21 protein-coding genes are annotated in these 17,861 nt (G+C 56.2%); 17 read left to right on the forward strand and 4 right to left on the reverse strand.

What is annotated here, in order from left to right:
• Nucleotides 1-2 precede the first annotated feature (2 nt).
• The 7 genes from NLF94_RS20320 (at nucleotide 3) to NLF94_RS20350 (ending at nucleotide 4,610) form a co-directional block, all read left to right on the forward strand.
• Nucleotides 3-389 (forward strand): hypothetical protein, encoded by a 387-nt coding sequence (locus tag NLF94_RS20320; protein WP_254841538.1) that lies wholly within the window; start codon nucleotides 3-5, stop codon nucleotides 387-389.
• 70 nt (nucleotides 390-459) lie between these two features.
• Nucleotides 460-858: a hypothetical protein gene (locus NLF94_RS20325; RefSeq protein ID WP_254841539.1), complete on the forward strand. Its 399-nt coding sequence runs from the start codon at nucleotides 460-462 to the stop codon at nucleotides 856-858.
• A gap of 65 nt (nucleotides 859-923) precedes the next feature.
• A complete protein-coding gene (locus tag NLF94_RS20330) occupies nucleotides 924-1,364 on the forward strand; it encodes an N-acetyltransferase (RefSeq protein ID WP_254841540.1) in 441 nt (146 codons plus the stop codon).
• On the forward strand, nucleotides 1,361-2,044 hold the full coding sequence (locus tag NLF94_RS20335) for a hypothetical protein (protein ID WP_254841541.1): 684 nt from the start codon (nucleotides 1,361-1,363) through the stop codon (nucleotides 2,042-2,044). Before NLF94_RS20330 ends, NLF94_RS20335 begins: the two co-directional genes overlap by 4 nt.
• 59 nt (nucleotides 2,045-2,103) lie before the next feature.
• Complete coding sequence (locus NLF94_RS20340; protein WP_254841542.1) at nucleotides 2,104-3,189, forward strand: hypothetical protein; 1,086 nt, start codon at nucleotides 2,104-2,106, stop codon at nucleotides 3,187-3,189.
• Nucleotides 3,190-3,245: 56 nt separating this feature from the next.
• The gene (locus NLF94_RS20345) at nucleotides 3,246-4,010 is read left to right on the forward strand and encodes a CPBP family intramembrane glutamic endopeptidase (protein WP_254841543.1); all 765 of its coding nucleotides are present in this window, start codon (nucleotides 3,246-3,248) and stop codon (nucleotides 4,008-4,010) included.
• An 87-nt stretch (nucleotides 4,011-4,097) separates the two neighbouring features.
• On the forward strand, nucleotides 4,098-4,610 hold the full coding sequence (locus NLF94_RS20350; protein ID WP_254841544.1) for a hypothetical protein: 513 nt from the start codon (nucleotides 4,098-4,100) through the stop codon (nucleotides 4,608-4,610).
• A gap of 9 nt (nucleotides 4,611-4,619) precedes the next feature.
• Here NLF94_RS20350 and NLF94_RS20355 read toward each other — a convergent pair whose 3' ends face one another.
• Nucleotides 4,620-4,994 carry a hypothetical protein gene (locus tag NLF94_RS20355; RefSeq protein ID WP_081926995.1) on the reverse strand — a complete coding sequence of 125 codons (375 nt, stop codon included), beginning with the start codon at nucleotides 4,992-4,994 and terminating at the stop codon, nucleotides 4,620-4,622.
• 105 nt (nucleotides 4,995-5,099) lie between these two features.
• On the opposite strand from NLF94_RS20355, the gene NLF94_RS20360 reads away from it, so the two are divergent.
• The 4 genes from NLF94_RS20360 to NLF94_RS20375 all read left to right on the forward strand — a co-directional run bounded on the left by NLF94_RS20360 (nucleotide 5,100) and on the right by NLF94_RS20375 (nucleotide 9,452).
• Nucleotides 5,100-5,981: a hypothetical protein gene (locus tag NLF94_RS20360; protein ID WP_254841545.1), complete on the forward strand. Its 882-nt coding sequence runs from the start codon at nucleotides 5,100-5,102 to the stop codon at nucleotides 5,979-5,981.
• 426 nt (nucleotides 5,982-6,407) lie between these two features.
• Nucleotides 6,408-7,079, forward strand: a complete 672-nt coding sequence (locus NLF94_RS20365) for a hypothetical protein (RefSeq protein ID WP_254841546.1) — start codon at nucleotides 6,408-6,410, stop codon at nucleotides 7,077-7,079.
• Between the two features lie 236 nt (nucleotides 7,080-7,315).
• The gene (locus tag NLF94_RS20370) at nucleotides 7,316-7,798 is read left to right on the forward strand and encodes a hypothetical protein (RefSeq protein WP_123622939.1); all 483 of its coding nucleotides are present in this window, start codon (nucleotides 7,316-7,318) and stop codon (nucleotides 7,796-7,798) included.
• Nucleotides 7,799-7,892: 94 nt separating this feature from the next.
• On the forward strand, nucleotides 7,893-9,452 hold the full coding sequence (locus NLF94_RS20375; protein WP_081926997.1) for a rhomboid family intramembrane serine protease: 1,560 nt from the start codon (nucleotides 7,893-7,895) through the stop codon (nucleotides 9,450-9,452).
• Between the two features lie 44 nt (nucleotides 9,453-9,496).
• Here the strand turns inward: NLF94_RS20375 and NLF94_RS20380 are convergent, their stop codons facing one another.
• A complete protein-coding gene (locus NLF94_RS20380) occupies nucleotides 9,497-9,781 on the reverse strand; it encodes a hypothetical protein (RefSeq protein WP_254841547.1) in 285 nt (94 codons plus the stop codon).
• 386 nt (nucleotides 9,782-10,167) lie between these two features.
• On the opposite strand from NLF94_RS20380, the gene NLF94_RS20385 reads away from it, so the two are divergent.
• Together NLF94_RS20385 and NLF94_RS20390 are read left to right on the forward strand one after the other, a co-directional pair.
• A complete protein-coding gene (locus NLF94_RS20385; protein ID WP_254841548.1) occupies nucleotides 10,168-10,767 on the forward strand; it encodes a DUF7995 family protein in 600 nt (199 codons plus the stop codon).
• 6 nt (nucleotides 10,768-10,773) lie between these two features.
• Nucleotides 10,774-11,079 (forward strand): hypothetical protein, encoded by a 306-nt coding sequence (locus tag NLF94_RS20390; protein WP_049984742.1) that lies wholly within the window; start codon nucleotides 10,774-10,776, stop codon nucleotides 11,077-11,079.
• A 255-nt stretch (nucleotides 11,080-11,334) separates the two neighbouring features.
• Here the strand turns inward: NLF94_RS20390 and NLF94_RS20395 are convergent, their stop codons facing one another.
• Nucleotides 11,335-11,682 (reverse strand): hypothetical protein, encoded by a 348-nt coding sequence (locus tag NLF94_RS20395; protein ID WP_254841549.1) that lies wholly within the window; start codon nucleotides 11,680-11,682, stop codon nucleotides 11,335-11,337.
• Between the two features lie 362 nt (nucleotides 11,683-12,044).
• Entirely contained in the window at nucleotides 12,045-13,442 is a 1,398-nt protein-coding gene (locus NLF94_RS20400; RefSeq protein ID WP_123539434.1) for a Cdc6/Cdc18 family protein, read from the reverse strand.
• A gap of 901 nt (nucleotides 13,443-14,343) precedes the next feature.
• Between NLF94_RS20400 and NLF94_RS20405 the strand changes: the two genes are divergently transcribed.
• The 4 genes from NLF94_RS20405 to NLF94_RS20420 all read left to right on the forward strand — a co-directional run bounded on the left by NLF94_RS20405 (nucleotide 14,344) and on the right by NLF94_RS20420 (nucleotide 17,852).
• On the forward strand, nucleotides 14,344-15,231 hold the full coding sequence (locus NLF94_RS20405; RefSeq protein WP_254841550.1) for an N-6 DNA methylase: 888 nt from the start codon (nucleotides 14,344-14,346) through the stop codon (nucleotides 15,229-15,231).
• A gap of 654 nt (nucleotides 15,232-15,885) precedes the next feature.
• Nucleotides 15,886-16,893, forward strand: coding sequence for a hypothetical protein (locus NLF94_RS20410; protein ID WP_254841551.1), 1,008 nt, complete (start codon nucleotides 15,886-15,888; stop codon nucleotides 16,891-16,893).
• A gap of 70 nt (nucleotides 16,894-16,963) precedes the next feature.
• Nucleotides 16,964-17,500 carry a metal-dependent hydrolase gene (locus NLF94_RS20415; protein WP_254841552.1) on the forward strand — a complete coding sequence of 179 codons (537 nt, stop codon included), beginning with the start codon at nucleotides 16,964-16,966 and terminating at the stop codon, nucleotides 17,498-17,500.
• A gap of 142 nt (nucleotides 17,501-17,642) precedes the next feature.
• Nucleotides 17,643-17,852, forward strand: a complete 210-nt coding sequence (locus tag NLF94_RS20420) for a hypothetical protein (protein WP_254841553.1) — start codon at nucleotides 17,643-17,645, stop codon at nucleotides 17,850-17,852.
• The last annotated feature ends 9 nt before the right edge of the window (nucleotides 17,853-17,861 follow it).

A 17,861-nucleotide genomic window follows, 5' to 3' on the forward strand; every position in this document is an offset into this window, starting at 1 on the left:
GTATGACCTCAGAACCCCAGCGCCAGCTTCCCACCGAAACGTCCGACGCCGTCTCCGCACACATCGCCGCCAGTGAAGAGGCCAGTGACCTCACCTTCCAAGACGCCATCGAGGCACTCCGCGAAGGGATCGATGGCTACGGGGACCGGGTTCACGCAACCGCCGAAGTCCTCCGCGACGTCGACGACCTCGGAGTTCCGAACAACATCCTAACCCACCCCCGCATCGAACAAGGTATCTGGCGATACAGCCACGACGCAGACACCGTCCGCCGCGAGATCGAGATCACCATCGAGCGCGAGGCAGACGACGACATCACCGTCGACGAGATTGTCGCCGCGTATCGCGTCGCCGCCGCCCGTCTCGACACGCCTATCGACGTGGACTAACCCACCACGTCCAAATCCGCTAGTAGCCCCGCGGGGTGTCAAACCAGGCAGCTCTCTTCTCAAGCCCTCCATGACAGTCATCGTCATCAACATCAAAGAAGAGCGAATCGACTCCGAAGATCAATCCCCCTCAGACGTTCTTAAGTCACTCCTCATCCCCACCAAATCGCCGGACGATGATACTGTCTGTCCCGAATACGTCCAGAAACTCCTCCGTCAGCTTCCGTCCGACGCACTCAAAATCCGGCAATCAATTCACGAACCAGAGTGGGGATTCGGAGAGCCCTGTCCCATCTGTGGGACCGAAGCCCTGAGCGCCATGACGGTCAGTGAAGACATTTATAACTCGAGTCACGGCGAGTTCGAGTACGTCAAGACTGGCGACGCGAACGGTCCCGTCCTCTCGGTGATCTGCCCCGAGTGCCGGACGTACCTCTCGCACGTCCCGTACCAAAATCTGACCACCTGACCGATGGCATCCATCGACACCGATCCCGACTTGCTGTCGGATACTCACGGCCCTCGCCAAACGCCGTGTGGTGCTTCTTCGACGAGATAGACGATGTCCCAAATCTGGCCGCCGCCGAAGAACAGGGAGAGGCGTGGGAGGCCCTTCTCGACGACGACCGACTCGGAATGGCAGTCGTCGATACCGTCGAGATGTCGTTCGTGAGTCGACTCGCCGTCACACCGATCGCACGACGGGTAGGCATCGCGACCGCAATTCTGGACAGATTCCAAGACGAGTATTCGCGCCTCCACTGTCGCGTTCACAAGGAAAATCTGGCAGGTATCAGACTCGTCGAATCCACCGCGTTCCACCGGAAACAGGAGGGTCGCCACGGCGAGCTTCGGTGGTACGATATACAGGTCAACGACGTCGGGGAGGGAGACCAATTCGACATGGAGAGCGACACTACCGCAGTATCCTCAACGTCCGCTTCAACGGCGTCCCGATCAGGAGGTAACCGATGATCGACCACGACACCCGTATCAACCCCGATTGGACCGTTGCACAGCTCCTCGATCTCTACGACGGCCATACGTACGAGACGAAGCACGACCATCCCGACCGCTTCATCTGCGACTTTTGCGCCGCTGGCGTCGCCTATTCGAGCACTCCCCGTGTCGCACAGTACGTTACCGACCGCGTCCTCAATCCCGACCATCCCGTCTGGCAGTCCAAAATACGCGAGCATCCTGGGAAGCGCCCGCTCACGCCACTCGCGACCTACTGCGAGGACTGCGCCGCGCGCCGCCTCTACTTTCCGTGTGAGGGCTTCAACGAGGCCCGAGTGTTCTTCACCCTCGAAGAGGATCGCACGATGTCGAATCCCGAGGTTACGGACGTCTCGTCGGCCGACGACGGGATACCCTGGAACCCCCGTGAACTCTCCGAAAAGATCACAGGCGTCCCTTGGGAGGCGAACGCCATCCTTGCTGGAGATGAACTCTGGGGGCCCGAAAATATGGTCACAGTCTTTCTCTCGATGGGAAGTGGTGTCGACATCCGCGAACTCGTTAAGTGGGACGGATCACTCGATCCGCAAGTCCTCGGCCACGCACGCTGTGAGTATCGCGCGTTCACTCGGAAGATGCTCGAGAAGGGACAGACTCGAACTGCGTTCCGTGACCACGTTCGCGGAGACAACTGACGTTTGGCACTGCCGGGAGGTGGAGTTTTTTCGTCGCCGATAGACAGCGAGCGCCTCTTATGACCGACTCAACCAGAACTCCTCAAGCGCAGCTCACGGGGCTCGACTACAAGGGACACGTCCTCGAACAACCTCCTGCGGAGCGAGTAACGGCTTCCGTGGAGACAGCCGAAGACCTCTACGCGGCAGACGAAGGCGACCTTCTCTGGATCGATGGCACCGAATACGCGGTCGTCAAGCGAAACTTCGGGATCTTCCACAGCCCGCTCTCAGTCGTCGCCGAAGACGGCACACAAGGGCGGCTCATCGGGGGCACCATCAACCAGCAGTCGTCGATAGCCGGCATCGCGTGGACACACGACCTCCCCGAAGACGACGACGATCGCGCCCCGCAGCCGAGTGACTTGCTTGCGCGGTTTGACCGCGTCTACCGCCTCGAGGAAGACCGCCTCGACTGTCTCCACACCTGGACGCCCGATAGCGATCATCGCGTCTGCCCCGCGTGTGAAGAACGCAGTGGCGAACCGATACGTATCGAACAGCAGGCCGGAAAGGCCGTCGAACTCCGACAGTGTACGAACACCGACTGCCAACACATCTATCGGTACGTTCGACCCTTCCCGGAACCGGATACCGCAGCCCTCCTCATTTCTACGGGCACAGTGGACTCTCCCGCGCTCGGATCGGGATACACCACGAGTGAAACCGTCGACGAGTATGAACTCTCAGGAGTCTTCCGCTGTACCGAGCAGGACGATTTCAAGTTTCCCGTCGAGACGAACCGTGGTCGCGACGACGGCTTTTACTCAGCCTCTGAAGTCGCCGCGTTCTGCAACCCAAAGCTCGATCACGACGATCCCGACAACCGCTTCGGTACCGTCACCGTCGACACCAACGACCGCACTGGGGGAACAGTCATCCGATGGCGCGACGCACCAGGGAGTCAAGCGAGGATGACCGTCGAGTTTCAGGAGCTCGTCGGCGGAACGGGCTCGCCCACGCCGGACTACGACCGCGCTCTCGGCTGGAGCCTCAACCGAGACGCGTTCACCGCAATTGTCGACCAGACTGGCCCAACCTGTTCCGACACGTATCCTGACATTTCCTCTCAACAGAGCGAACCCAACGATTACACAACTGCCTGAATCACCGACCGTTAATACCAGCGAGCCTGCAACCGATACACACGACGCGAATAGCGATGGCCACAGATAGTACATTCGAAGAGGACGTCATCTACCTCTGGCGAACGCTTCGCTCCATCGTCCTCGTACTCGTCTTCATCTTCGGCGCGATCATTACCAGTCTCATCGTCGGCTATGTGGGCATCGTCGTTCTCGATCAGGCCTCCCCAGTTGCCCAGCAGTCAGAGACGGCACGCTTCCTCGCCTCCGCCGCGTTTAGTGAACTCGGATATGCGATCTTTGTCAGTGGTCTCCTCTACTGGAAAACGGACCTCCTCCCCGCAGGCCTTCGCTTCCGTCGTCCGACCCACCGCGACGCCCGCTGGATACTCGGCGGCATTCTCGTGATGATTGTCACAGAATACGTACTCACGTCCCTCTTCACGTTTTTCAACGCTCCAACTGCACAGAACGCGGCTGCGATCGAGGCCACCAAACACGCCTCCCTTTCGATGTTCGGCGGGCTCATCGTCCTATCCCTTCTTATCACTGGACCCTGCGAGGAAATCCTGTTTCGCGGCCTCATTCAAGGGTATCTCCGCAGGCACTTCTCTGCCATCGGAGCAATACTCCTCGCCAGCCTCTTTTTCGCGAGCGTGCATCTCTTCGCCTTGCAGGGATCTTTGAGCGGCATCCGAAATGTCCTCCTCTCACTCTTTGCGCTATCACTCATCCTCGGCTTCGCCTACGAGCGTACCGACTCACTCTTCGTCCCGATCCTCATTCACGGTAGCTATAACGCTATCCTCTTCGCCAATCTCGGCCTCAGTAACCTCTACTAACGGCCGTCCCGGTCTCACCCAAGCCATCCCGCTGTTCACACCTATTCTACCGGTATTTTTTAATATCGGATATACGACGAGTGGGCTATGCGTTTCGCATTAGCAGAAGCGAACTGGGGAGACGACGACGGCACCACGTCGCTCGCAATCGTGACACCAACAGACCTCGATCGGCCCTCAGAGTACGGCCGGGCCGCAACGGGCTATCAAACCGCTGAAATCGGCTACGAATTCGACTCCACATACGATCCAACCGTCAACGACCACCCCGATCCGACTCCCGTCGTCTTCTACCCCAACGAACTCCGCGACATCATTACGGAAGTCCGGAATACGCTCCCCGTTGATCCATTCTCACCCGCGAACTTCGATGTTCTCGCCGATTGGGCTGACAACCAGGAGGGTGGAGAAGGGCTTCTCGCGGAGATCGGTACAAACGAAAAAGGAAAATGGTGTAAGCAGCTCAAGATGCTCCGAAACGACGGCGGCCACCCCTATCTCAAAGTCCAGCGCGGCGCCCACCACACTTGGCTCCGCGGATCGCCGACCCTCGGTCGCAAAGAATTCGAGGGCGTCTTCGGAAACGTCACCGTCATCTAATCACCAGGATCAGTCCCCCTTCGGATTGACAGGCGCGATATACTCGTTCTTCCAACTGTCACCGTCTCGCCATTGCCAATAATAATACCTGTATCCCTGTTTCGGTTCCTTCACCGTGATGTAGGCCCCTGTAGCGGGGACATCATCGTAGTCGTCGGGATCCACCGAGACACCCTGCCCCTCGAGGTCCTCGACGACATCATCGTCGACGGCATCCTCTGGAGCGGTATCTGGAGACGCAGGTAGTTGCTCCCGCTTCCAATTGGCGAGAGCCTGTGCGTAGTCAGCCAAGTCCTCCAGCTCCTCGACCGATAATTCGTCCACCGTGTCTCGAACGTGTGCCGGAAGATTAGGTCCAGAGGGGCGCTCAGTGTCGTCCGTCATTAGTTACCCCACAGAGGGGCACATCCATAACTATTGTGGGGTAACTCGCGATGAGCACTCTCCGGTTGCTTTCTCGCCCCCCACAGGAGGTGGAGGTAACTACGGATGTCTACCCACCAGATCACCCCGGCGGACGAGCACCTCCCACCGCTCGAACTTCCCCCAGGCGCGCTCGACGCATCACACCCAGACTATGAGAACACCACGGGTAGTGACCCACCGGAGACCGAACCGATCGAGCACCGCATCCGTCTCGACATCATCGAGGCTGGCGGGCTCTTGTCTCACGACACCCACGCCCCCACCCCGCTCGCCCGGCAGTACATCCAAAAAACGCTCGTCGATACTTACGAAAGCGAACGCCGGTTCTTCCCCTCCTACGACTGCCTCGATGACTTCCTCGACGAGGCTCCTGCCTTCCTCACAGGTGAGCTCGAACCCCATTACCACGAGCTCGAGCAGATTCGCGCCAATCGCCGAAAGTGGTACACGGAACTCATCCCGAAAAATCTCGACACTATTCAAGGAACAGCCGACTCCCTCCTCCCCCTCCACGCAAACACTTTCCACGGAGTCGTCATCGTCGACGCGAACACCGATCCCATCGAGTATGCCGACGAACACGACCTCGATGTAGACGACATCATTCGGGAAGCCCAGCTCGATAACCACATCCTGCCCGCCGAATACGGGATCACTCTCCCGGCACCGCTTCTCGTCGGGGAATTCGCCAGCGGGTCCACTTACGCATTCCTTCCCTGGTCAGACGCTGTCGTCTGTGGCTGTCCCTACAAGCAGACGAACAAGTGGGCGGTGATGTGCAAACACGAACTGGCGGCTGCGTCTTGTCTCGCCAACGCTTACGAAGGAGACGTTGATGCCAAGTACCTTCTCCCGATCGACGTCGGTGTTGACATCCCGCAGCGCGCCCGTCGGTTCGTCAGCCCGACCGTCGCCGCCACTCACACGCCCCGGAAGCAACGGTGATCACGATGACGCACTCTATCGCAGACTCGGGGAGCCACCCCCAACTGCAGTGGCTTATTCGCGGGTCGCCCGCGATTACGCTCACTGAAGCGCTCTACGACGCCATCCCTGTTGAGGTCCTCGACAACACCGTTGTCGACGCTGACGTCTATTATCACGTCGCGACTGACACCATCATCGTCGTCCAATTCGATACGGTCCAAACCGTCCTCGAACGGGACGGTGCTCCTCTCCGTTGCCCACACGACAACGACCCTGCTTCTTGTCCGTCGTGTCCCACTCAAGGCAATACGACCGATTGCGATTCACTCGATAGCACCGACCACCAGCCACACGACCCGTCACCAGCCTGTTCATGAGTCCCGATGTCCTGCAGACTTCACACGGTCGACGAGAGCCTTCCCAAGCACCCCACTCCTCCTGACTATGCAGATCGACACAGCCACCTTCACCAAGATCCAGACTTATCGCGTTACCGCTGACCCGGTCGTCGCGAGTGACCACGCCGCCGGCGCCGCTAATTTCGAAGACGGTATCCACGAGGAACGCTGCGCACTCGTTGAGGACACTCCGACAGGTGAGCGTGTACCCGTCGCAACGTGGGGCGAGCTCGCGGCACTCTGTTCGACGGCCTCCCTCACGCACGCCGCATTCACGAACGCGGAGTTCGTCAGCCTCTACCAGTACGCCTTCCGCCAGTACCTCGACGGGATCGCCGGCAATGACCAGGAAATGGACGCGATGCTTCCCTCGAACTCCCCGATCCTCCCCGCAGACGACGAAATTCGCGATAGAGCCCGTGACCTCCGCGAAGCGCTCAAGCGCGACCGCGACCGCTGGTTCACCGAGCACGTCAATGAACTCGACATCGAAACCGACGGTGTCCCGACGGCATTCTGGCTCCACGATTCCACGACAACGGCAGCAGAATTTCTCGCCGAGTGGTTCGCGGCCGGTGAGGACTCCGAACGGCTTCTCCAAAGCCTCCCCAGTCTCCCCGGACAGACACTCGGCGTCGAAGTCGAGACGTCCGAGAGTACGTCCACTGGGACAGCAGGTCCAACCGACCCCGTGCAGGCCGGTCTCGATATGTTCTAATGGGATTGTAAAAAATCCAGAGATTCATTTAGTACAACTCTAAGGACTGATAGGATAGGTGTGCGATATACACTGTGTTTGAGTAAAAACGCCTCTCGAGAGATTTTAGAGGTGCTCGAGATCTACGTAACGTTCATTCAGGAGAACAGAGATATTGACAACTTGGGCTAGGTGAGATCGAGAACCAAGTACCTTCACCCAGCCAATTTATTGTCATCCCAGTGGCTGAATCTCATATGGCTGACGAAAAATACGGTCGAATGAGTGAGGAGGCACGTTCATCCTTAGACCACTTAATCGAAAATCAGAATCAATTCAGTGATCATTCGATTGAGGTAATTAAAATTAACCTCTTAGTAGGGAGCCTGGTTCTTACAGCAGGTTCGTTCTTAGCAAACAGTGTCGGTATAACTCCAATCCCGACGAAGGCGTACATATCTGGGGGTGTCGCGGTCTTAGCGTGGTTGGGTTCAATTCTGATGGCTGAACTCACCTATTTTGGAATCCGGACGCACATCGGCGTTAGTCACTCGGCTATTGAGCACTTTCCCGATGTAGAAATTGAAGATATAGAAGAAGTATTATTGAGGAGTTATTCAGATATGCTCCAATATAGCGCTGAAGAGAACCGATCCACCGCTAGGCACATTATGCTTTCATTCGCACTCACGACGCTCTCGATAGTTGCGTTCTGTTTGACCGGAATCTTCCTAACCTGATACGTTGGGACGGATCTCAGTCGAAGCTGAGGGTCAAATTCCGACTCAACGGGTATGAGACATTTTATTTTGTTGCTGTTTGAATTCGAGCACTATGAGTCGTGTGATGACTTTCCTCTCAAATAAGAGGCTGACTCTCTCGTTCATAGTGATTCTCCTCATTACCTATCTACTAGAACTTCTCACCATCGCCCAGTTGGGAATAGAGACGTTCGAGTTCTGGTTTCTCTTTACTCCAGGATTCGATCCCACACCGGCATGGATACTCTCCTTGTTTGCTCACGGAACAGTCCGACACCTGGGCATCAATATCGTTGGGATTCTGGTATACGGACTGGTGCTGGAGCGATACGTAGCGCGGAAGACGTATCTTGGTGTCTACGTCTTAACTGGTCTCCTCGCAGGACTCATCCACACAAACCTGACTGACAACATCGGAGCTGGGGCGAGTGGTGCAATTATGGGAGTCGTCGGCTTCTATGCCATCGTGTATCTGGCGTTGTACCGGCCGAATGGGTGGAACGATCCATTGGAGAATGTCCGCTATGTCCTTGCCATCCTCGGGCCATTCGTAATTGGTTCACAGTACGCTGTTGACATCTACGTCAACAATGGTGGATATGCCCATGTCTCCGGTGGAATCATAGGAATTCTTCTGGGACTCGTCTACGCGAGGTCTCAGGTGGAGAGTTCTATCTCCAGAACAATCGAGGCAGCCAGAGAGTCTCCGTTCCGAACGGCGCTCTTGGTACTGATCTTGGCCGAGACAGCAGTGATAGTCTACCTCCTGATAGTGATTCCAGAGAACCCAGCAACCTCAACGGCAGTCCAAGCCGGAGCCACGATCATCCTGGTTCTCATCACGATCTGGTACGCAGACCACACGAGACGGAGCGCCGACCTCTTCCGACGTGAACTGGAATTGGAGACCCAACGGAACCATGCCGATACCCTCCAGATTCGTACTGACAAGTGGTTAGAATATTTCCCATCCGTTCGTGAGACTGATGTCCCGCTATTCGTAGATAGAGATTCGATGCACGCAGTTCCGGTGAGTCTCCGAGGGGATCCGTACTTCGAAGATCTCACAACGAATCACGCCTCAGACCTCCGAGACTCTGTAGATCATATAGACAACCTATACTCTGAATTTTTGGATATTCGCGATGATTTCGTGAATACCCTAAGTATCGACGTGTATCCTGATATGAGGCAGGTCGATGTTCTTGAGGAGAACTACGCCAAATGGCTGTTCGAGCGAGTGCTACTGTTGGAGCGGACGGGCAAGGACAAAGAGGATCTCAAATCAGCAGTCGGTGACGCCTTCGAAACCAGCGCAGAGGAGGAAGACGAACACTTCCGATTGCTTGGAGATACTGACCAATTTCGGAGGAGACCGATCATGCTCTATCACTACAAGCGGTCCCTTGCGAACAGCCGAAAGGAACCGTACATGTTCCGTATGTACGCCAGAGCTCCGCAGATGCATATTGACGATATTGAGTCGGTATCAGGATACTCTGATGCAGTCGACGCTGCTGAACTGCTTGACGACATCGAGATGGAACTCGGGGAGTTAGAAAAGAAACTGATTGAGTATAATGAAGCTCCCAGGTTCGAGGGTGAGTGCGGTCTGATACTGGACATCGAATAGGTACTGGATTCTTTCACGTCTGGACAGCTCCCGATGCCCCTCAATCAGTCGCCGGCTTCGACCACTTCGACAAGGTAGCTGTCAAAGCCATCGACGACCGCGTACAAGACTTCCACAACCGTGCTCCGGTCGCGACCGTCGACGCCGTGGAGGACCACCGTTCGGGTAGTGTTGTCCGAGCGATCGACAAAGCCGTCGATTGGATGGAAGCAGTCTCTCCCGGCGCTTGGAAGCACCCTGCTGATAACGAGGCTGTGTTCGACCCTCCACCCGGTTATGAACTCACGCACTACTACATCGAGAGCAGAGAGGAAATCGTCTACTACCATAGAGAAGGTACTCACGAAGGTCAGCGACCTACGGGGAGCACGACCGCAGTCGGTCTCGAAGTGACCACTAAAACAGATCCATACTTTGTCGTCAAAGTGGGGCGAGACAGCGGTAACGCTACCGTCGCGCTCGCCCCGTGGGACTATGCACACGAAACTGAGATGGTCGACATCCGAAATCCACCCGACGGATACGGACCCAACATCGCATTAACGATCGCTCGCAACTATGCTGCCGCCGTAATCGGCAATGACACCGATCCGCCTGCCGTCCGGCAAGCAAACCTCACAGCGTGGACACAGTAGTTTACCATCTATACGCTGTACATCACACCCTTCACCGAGAATTTCTCACCCTCCACGAAGAGTGGAGGTTCCATCGATAGATGCACCAGCTTATCCGCGTACTTGTTCCCGGTACCACTCAAGACGACGCCCTCGCCCGCGCTCACAGCGCCCTCGACAAACTCGTCGGTGTCGGCGTCGATACTGCCAGTGTCTACGACTACTACGGGACGTTCGATCAATCGGACTCACGTTACAAGCCGCACGTCGCGAACGTCATCAGTGATGGCAGCTCTGAGACTGTCGACGAGACAACGGTCGCTCCAGCGTTCCCACTCGACAGCGAAGAGGGACAAGCACTCCTCGATGATGCGCTCAAGGAACAAACGGAGGAGTTCGGAGATACATTGTCAAAATTCCAATCGGAAGTCGACGATCTCTCCGTTGAGGACGTGATGAACAACGTCGACGGAGTACGATTCCACCTGGGACAGCTCGCCGAATGTCGAGGACCGTCAGTGTACATCTATAACGAATACGGAGGCGGTCTCGTATCACCGACGGCCGTCGACAAATACGTCGATCGCCTACACAACGCCTCGTCCGGTACTTCCGGCGGCGACGGTGACGCCGCAGCGGCCACAAAAGAAGATGATCAGATGTCCCGGGGATGGCTCGTCCCCGCCGACGTCCATTTCTAGCGCTTTATGCCGAGTGAGCCACAGCTCTTCGAGACGCTTAACGACCCGAATCGGATAGCCTTCCGGGTAGAGCTTCCGGACGGGAAATTAACAGCGTTCGCGACGACTGGACGGACCGACGTTGCAATCGGCGAGCGGTACTGGAATTCCTACGACGGCGAACTATACCGCGTCACGATCGTCGACGACAAGACGGTCGAAGCAGTCCTCGAATTCGGCTGTGGGGATATCCCCCGATCAGTCTCCTTCGACTGCGAGTGGTTTACCCCAGACGGTCACTCCCTCCACCACATCGCTCCGGAGACCGAGTAACCGCCATCACTCTGTCGACTCTTCAGTATGTCAGAACTTGCTTTCCCCGTTCGTGACGGGTCAAAACCAGCACCTCTTGACCATTCCTCGCTGGCCAGCAACAAACCAACCGAGCTCGCATCGACGATTCGCGCCGGCGATCACATCTTTGAGCGAACCGTCATCGACTCTCGAAGTCGATTCCCAATTCCCGAGGTGAAGGCTGTTTACCGACGTCGCGTCATCACTAACATTCAGCTCACTCGAGGAGGCCGTTCATTGGTCGTTCACTTCCAGGAACGGCTCCCTGCCGATGAGTCGATGGTCGCAGCGCTCCATTCGAGTGATCCTGAGTGGCGTACATACCCACCAGCGGGAATGCCGGATTTCCCACGGATGGACGTCGAACCTGGTGAAAAACCGGATTGGAGGGTCTCCCATTGGGAACCCGAGCGTGTCACGCCACCGCCTCTCGAGGACGTCACCGACCTCACAGTCCACCGCGTTTGTGGACGAGGGAGTCGGCAACTCGTCAATCACCTTCTTATCGGTGGTCCGGACGGCCGCATCGACCACCGCCTCGGCGGTGTCGCGAAATGGAAGGCCGGATTCATCGCTACCCACGAGGGGCATCCGTACTCAGTGGCGGTACTCGCACAGCCGTACACATACAGTTACGACGGGGCTCGTGAAGAGCTGTATGTTACACGGCTTGCGAATCACCCGAATCGCCCACCGAATACGTCGAGTTGGATGCTTGCGCGTCTTCGAGACTGGGTACGTGAGAATACCGACCGAAAGCGGCTCGTCGCGATCGCCGGCGTCGACGACAACACTGGAGTCTGCTACCGAGCCGCTGGGTTCGAACTCGATCGGATCAAACCCGTCTCGAGTACTGATTGGGAGAACCGTGAAGGACGTACTGTGCCCCGTCGCGACGAGTGGACTAAACGAAGGTACATCTCATCAGTATAACATCTAATTAGTCAGGCGAACCGTTTCAGCGAGGATTTAGAGATATCTCCGAATCGAGAATCCTCCATTACGATATCAAGGATAGCCTCAGGATTGTGGAGTAACCGATGAGAGTTGTGGCGGCCACCGCCTTTTCCCATATTTACCTCCTTAGTTTCGATTACCTGGCTGAGCTGCATCTCATCAAGAATATCCCGGAACCGCCGTATCCCAATCGTGTCCATATCTATCGCGTTAGTGATCTGCTGGTACGCATCGTAGAGTTCACCTGTGATGATGTAATCATCACGCGAGTAAAGTGACTTAGCAGCGATCGAGAGACAAGCCGCTTTCATTTGAGTGGGGGTTCCCTGGAGGAAGTCGCGGAATCGATCCTTTTCAAGTGCGTCTTGGGCTCTTCGCACGTGGTCTTCTTCGACCATGTCAGCTCCCTCACGATCGGCTAGCTCTCCTGCGGTCCTGAATAACCGCATTGCTTTCCGTGCATCTCCGTGTTCCTGGGCTGAGAAAGCCGCGACAAGAGGAATGACCTCATCAGTAAGAACACCATCACGAAATGCGTCATCACGCCCGCGAAGAATCTCTTGAATCTGATTTGCATTATATGGGTCGAAATTGAGTTCTTGAGTCTGGAAGGCACTCTTGGTGCGTGGGTTCAACTCGTCGAAGAAGTTGATTTGATTGCTTATTGCTATAATTCCGATTTGACACGACGTATCATTTGATTCGACTGCCTTCGCGAGACTCATCAGAACGTGGTCGCTCTTGAGAAGGTCGACTTCGTCGAGAATGATGATAGCCGAATCGTAGTGATCGAGAATCTGCCAGAGGCGTTTGTAGAACTTGTCTTTCGGTAGCCCGGTATCGGGCATTTTCACGACGTCCTCATCCTCGTCATAGATATCCTCGTCGTTCAGCTGTTGGCCGATTGTCGAGATGACTTGGACTTCAGTTGAGGATTTCGAGCAGTCTAGATACGTATGGCCTATTCGGATATCATCAACTGCCGCATTGACAGCTCGACGAGTGACGTATCGGGAGACAAGAGATTTTCCCGTTCCTGTTTTCCCAGTAATTGAGATGTGATTTGGGGCACCACCATAGACAGCGTCGTTCAGACAGCTGCTGATAGTGGAAATATAATCGTCACGTCCGACAATTCGATCGCCATCAGGTACCCAACCGACACGGACCATCTCCTTATTTTGGAAAACTCCCTTCCGTTTAGAAAAGAGCGGGTCGTCAACCTTGAATTGTTGACCGTCCCCGTCGCTTGATGGCGGTTTTCCATTCTCGTCTGGACTCCCCTTCGGTTCCGATGTTTGGACGCGAGATTGGTCGTCTTGACCGTCTGAAGACGTAGAATCCAAATCTCGACTTTCATCGGAAGTCGAGGTGCCGTTTGACATAGAGGCACCGACGAAACCCGATTACTTAAAAGTATTCCCACCTCGACTTCCGACGTAAATCTACCACGAAAGAAGGTCTACTGGAAGGACTATCTCGATTTTCGAACAATCACGGAACCCAACACACACACCCCTTCGGTTCCGTCGTTACCGATGAACGTGTACCCCCCACGGGAAGGATACGTACAATCGCGGTTTAGTGGATAGAACGCGTCTCTACGGCGTTTCTGGACGTTCCACCCCGTTACTGATTTTCATCTCGAACCTACCAGTCGCTCCGCTTCCTCCTCTCTAGTATTTCGTCCCGCGGAGTTATTCAAGCTGTATTGTAATAAAGCTAGGGTTAACTAACTCAACTTTTACATATTCTTATCGTGGGACAGAATACAGACGGCTTCTGCTATTCTCAGTCTAGTTACCGCTTTTCACGGCCGCTAACGTCGGAACCGGTGGGGTGTGTCTGGTCATCGTGATCTTGAGCTGCGTTGCCCTTGTCTATCTAACGACGGAACCGAAGGGGTGTGGGTCCGTCATCGAGTAGTGATAGGATTTTCCCGAGACCAATTCTCGTCTCTCATCTGTCCGTGGTATCCTAAAGTATTCATTCTTGACGAGGGTTCTGGAGCTATTCTTCCGTCTTTTGGTTCCACTCATCCCGCTCTTACTTTCATCTAAAGAGAGTAAATTCGCACGCTAACGCCGGAACTGGTGGGGTGTCCCCTCCCGAGATCTGGAGACTTCATACGATTTGTCCCTCGTTTACGACGGAAGTCTAGGGGTGACCCCATTGCGATAACGCCGGAACCGGTGGGGTGATTTTCGCCTCTCCTTACGCCGGAACTGGTGGGGTGTCCCCTCTCTGGATTTTTCCCTCCCCATGTTGAACTGAGGCGATTCGTCGATGGCTTCCATCCCTGACCCGAGTACATACGAACCAATCACCGAGCATCTCGATGAAGTCCACAAGAAAACGGGCCTTCGCACATACGACATCTTCACGAACTGGCTAAACTTCATCGTCACCGCTCTTAGTCGAAACGACGACGACTACCTTGAACTCGTTCACGACCTCACAGATCGTCTCCACGATGACGACGATCTCACCAGAGATGTTCTCGAGACCTATGGGACTGCACTCGGAGCCCTCGTCAATACAATGGAAGAAACGACCGTTCCGGGATACCCGCACTCGGCGGAACTCCTCGGTGGGATTTACGAATACTACGGAGCTAACAGTGATGCCTTCGGCCAGCACTTCACATCCCAGAATATCGCCATCGCGAAGGCTCAGATGCTCTTCAGCACCCCCGAAGGCATTCGTGATGCCTCTCAGGAGGACCCTATCACGATCAGCGATCCGGCGTGCGGGAGTGGTCGACTCCCGTTCCACGCTGTCCAGCAGCTCCGTCACATCTCACCTAACACGCCCACCGTTGTCGTTGCACGCGACATCGACAAGACGTGCGCTCATATGGCCGTCATCAACTTTGCACTCCACGCCATCCCCGCGTACGTCGTCCACGGAAACTCCCTCACCTACGAGACGTGGCACGTATGGCGAGTAAACCATCCCACGCGAATCCTTACCGACTCAACCGTCAACGGGGCTATCACTGAACTCGACCCTGACAACGCACCCATCATAACGAGCTTTGAGAAGGCCGATGGCTCCGCTCAGGACGACACCAACAACGATAGCGACCTCTCCGAAGGAAACGTTGAGGACGCCGTCACGATTGATGATCCCGATACCATCGAGAACGTCACGCTTGACGCCTTCAGCGAATAACTATCTGTATTCCACACTCCACAATGTCCGTTGTTCTCCAATCCGAGGCGAACCGGCGTCAAGCCCTTCGAGAACTTTTCCAGGCCCTTGAGGACCATACGCCGCCTCCACGAGGTCTCGCACAAACCGAGTCTGGCGTCGTAGCTGCAATCGGGCCCGCACCGATGACCACCCGTGCGTGGTTCCTCGAGCGAAACCCTCATCTCAAGGCCAGCGAAGAAACCACCGAAGCGCAGGTCTACCGAGCGTACTGTTTCGGCCCGACTCACATCCGAAAACCAACTACGGATCCCCGCGATCACGTCCAAGGGAACTTCGTAGACGATCAGCTGGTCACCTGTCAAGTGTTCGTCCTCGACCTTCCTGCTACCCACTTCGAAAATTGCACGAGATTGGACGCCATCCTCCGGATCGCCAGCGAGCAATTCTCTCCTATCATCCGTGACGGGCGACGTGTCCTTGAGAAGACGATTGTTGGCTCCGCTCGAGACGTCCACACACTCTATCAGCGCACTCGATATCAACCAGCTTGCGACCCATCGACGAATATGTGAACAACACTGCTACCTCGATAGGAACGACGACTACACGCTCACTCGCGTCGACGACCAGCCCGATCCCGCTGCTCGCTCGTAACATCACGGAGTTCACACGATGCCATCGAATTCCCAATCCCAGCTTGATGCGTTCACGACGACCGAGGAATCGACACCCGATCGCTCAGCAAGTACTCCCGCAGCCGCGTCGACGACTGACAAGTCTGATACGACCCAATCCACGGTGGAAACGCCGCTGGACGACTTCTACGAGGTGGTCCGCGCGTCCTTCGAGGAGACATCCCCCTCGGCGCTCTTGGATGTCGACCAGGTCATGGCACTCACCCCCGACCGTGACGTCTTCAGTACGTCCGATCTTCCCGACGGCCTCGAGGTCACCCCGACTCGTGTCGGCCAGTGGGAACTCGACTATCACGACGACACAACCGTCACCTACCGAGCCTCGGGACGCGTCTTCGACGAACGATGGGGAGAAGGCGGGTCGATCGTCCGTCACCGCGTCTACTTGAACGACTCCGGAGCGAACCGCGACGGGATGTGGCACTATATGACCGAACTCGTGACCGGCTACGGGAACCCCTCACAGGTTCGGAAGGCAGACACCAGCGATAAGGCGCGACTCTCCGGGATACGCGGCCACAGCGTCCAGAACAACGACGGCGACTACGGCGTCTCCGGAGGGACGAACGCACGCTTTGAAGACATCAAGACCGCAGTCGCGACGGTCGTTGCCCAACTCCATACAGAGCCCTCCACAATCCGAACGCACCTCCCCGACACCGACGAACAGGAATGGACGCTCACCAAATACGGCCTCAGAACGGCTACTTACGAGCGGCTGGCACCAAACGAGACAGATTACGACTACTTGCGTCTCACCGCGACGCAGGATCGCGTCTACCTTAAGGGGGCCAAGGAGAATGAGCCATCAGCTCACCACGACCGCGTGCCTGTCCCCATACCTGATTCGATCCCGCCCGCCTGTGCGACTCAGACCGAGCGAGCGACCACCGTTGTTGCCTCCTCGCTTTCCCCGCTGCTCATCGAGCCTATCCTCAAACAGCCAGTCGAGGAGGTTCTTGAAGCCATCGCGCTTCCACAGTGAGGATGAGACATTATCACCCCCCGGAATAGTCTTTTTGTCGGACGAAGAAGATGGAGCTACGGCTCCAGAGATGCATCGACGTGGTCATTACGGACTCGCTCTTCTCGTCTTCTCATCGCTAGCGTTTTTCCTTACCGTTAGTCACGCATCTGGAGAAGCCCTCGTAGGAATTCTCATCGTCGCCGGCGTGGCACCGATCCCTGATATCGACCAGCGTATCCCCTTCGTTTCGCACCGGGGCATCACGCACACCGTCTGGTTCATTATCGTCGCGTCCACGATCGCTACGGCCGTGACGTGGGCCGCGGCGCTTCAGGGAACACATACAGTAAACGGGACGCTGTCAACAGCAAGCGCTCCATCTCTCGTTCTTCCTGCACTCGGCGTCGGTTTTCTCGTCGCGCTGGGGCTCACGACGCACCTCCTCGGTGACGTGATCACGCCGATGGGGATCAAACCGTTCGCGCCCGTGGACGACACGGAGTACACGTGGAAGCTTACGACGTCAGCGAACAGCACGGCAAACAACGCCCTCTTCGTCGCTGGACTCGGTGCCACAGGAGCGGCCATCTATATCCCGCAGGTCCTCGCGACGATTGGCGCGTAACCGTGGCTCTAACGCGCTTATCGAGCAGTCTGTCTCTAATAGTTACCCCACGAGAAGGGGAGGACCGCCCCCAACGTGGGGTAACTCGGATAGATCATCGAGCGAATTTCTATCTCCCCTCTGTTGATGGAGGAATTCACGTATGGGTAGTCTTTCCCGACACCGCGCAGAGCAACGCTTCCGCAAGGCTCTCGACCAGCGACTTCCAGATACGTCGAATCCGACCGGGACGCGTTCCGCCTACGAAGAAGCCACCGAGGAACTCCTCGGGATCGCCGTCGACACCAACGAACTCAACAAGGCAGCTTGCCACCTCGTGACGGTTCCCGACGCGATCGACTTCCCCGACTGACAGCACACA

It is taken from the genome of Natronomonas marina, from assembly GCF_024298905.1.
GTDB classification, from domain to species: Archaea; Halobacteriota; Halobacteria; order Halobacteriales; family Haloarculaceae; genus Natronomonas; species Natronomonas marina.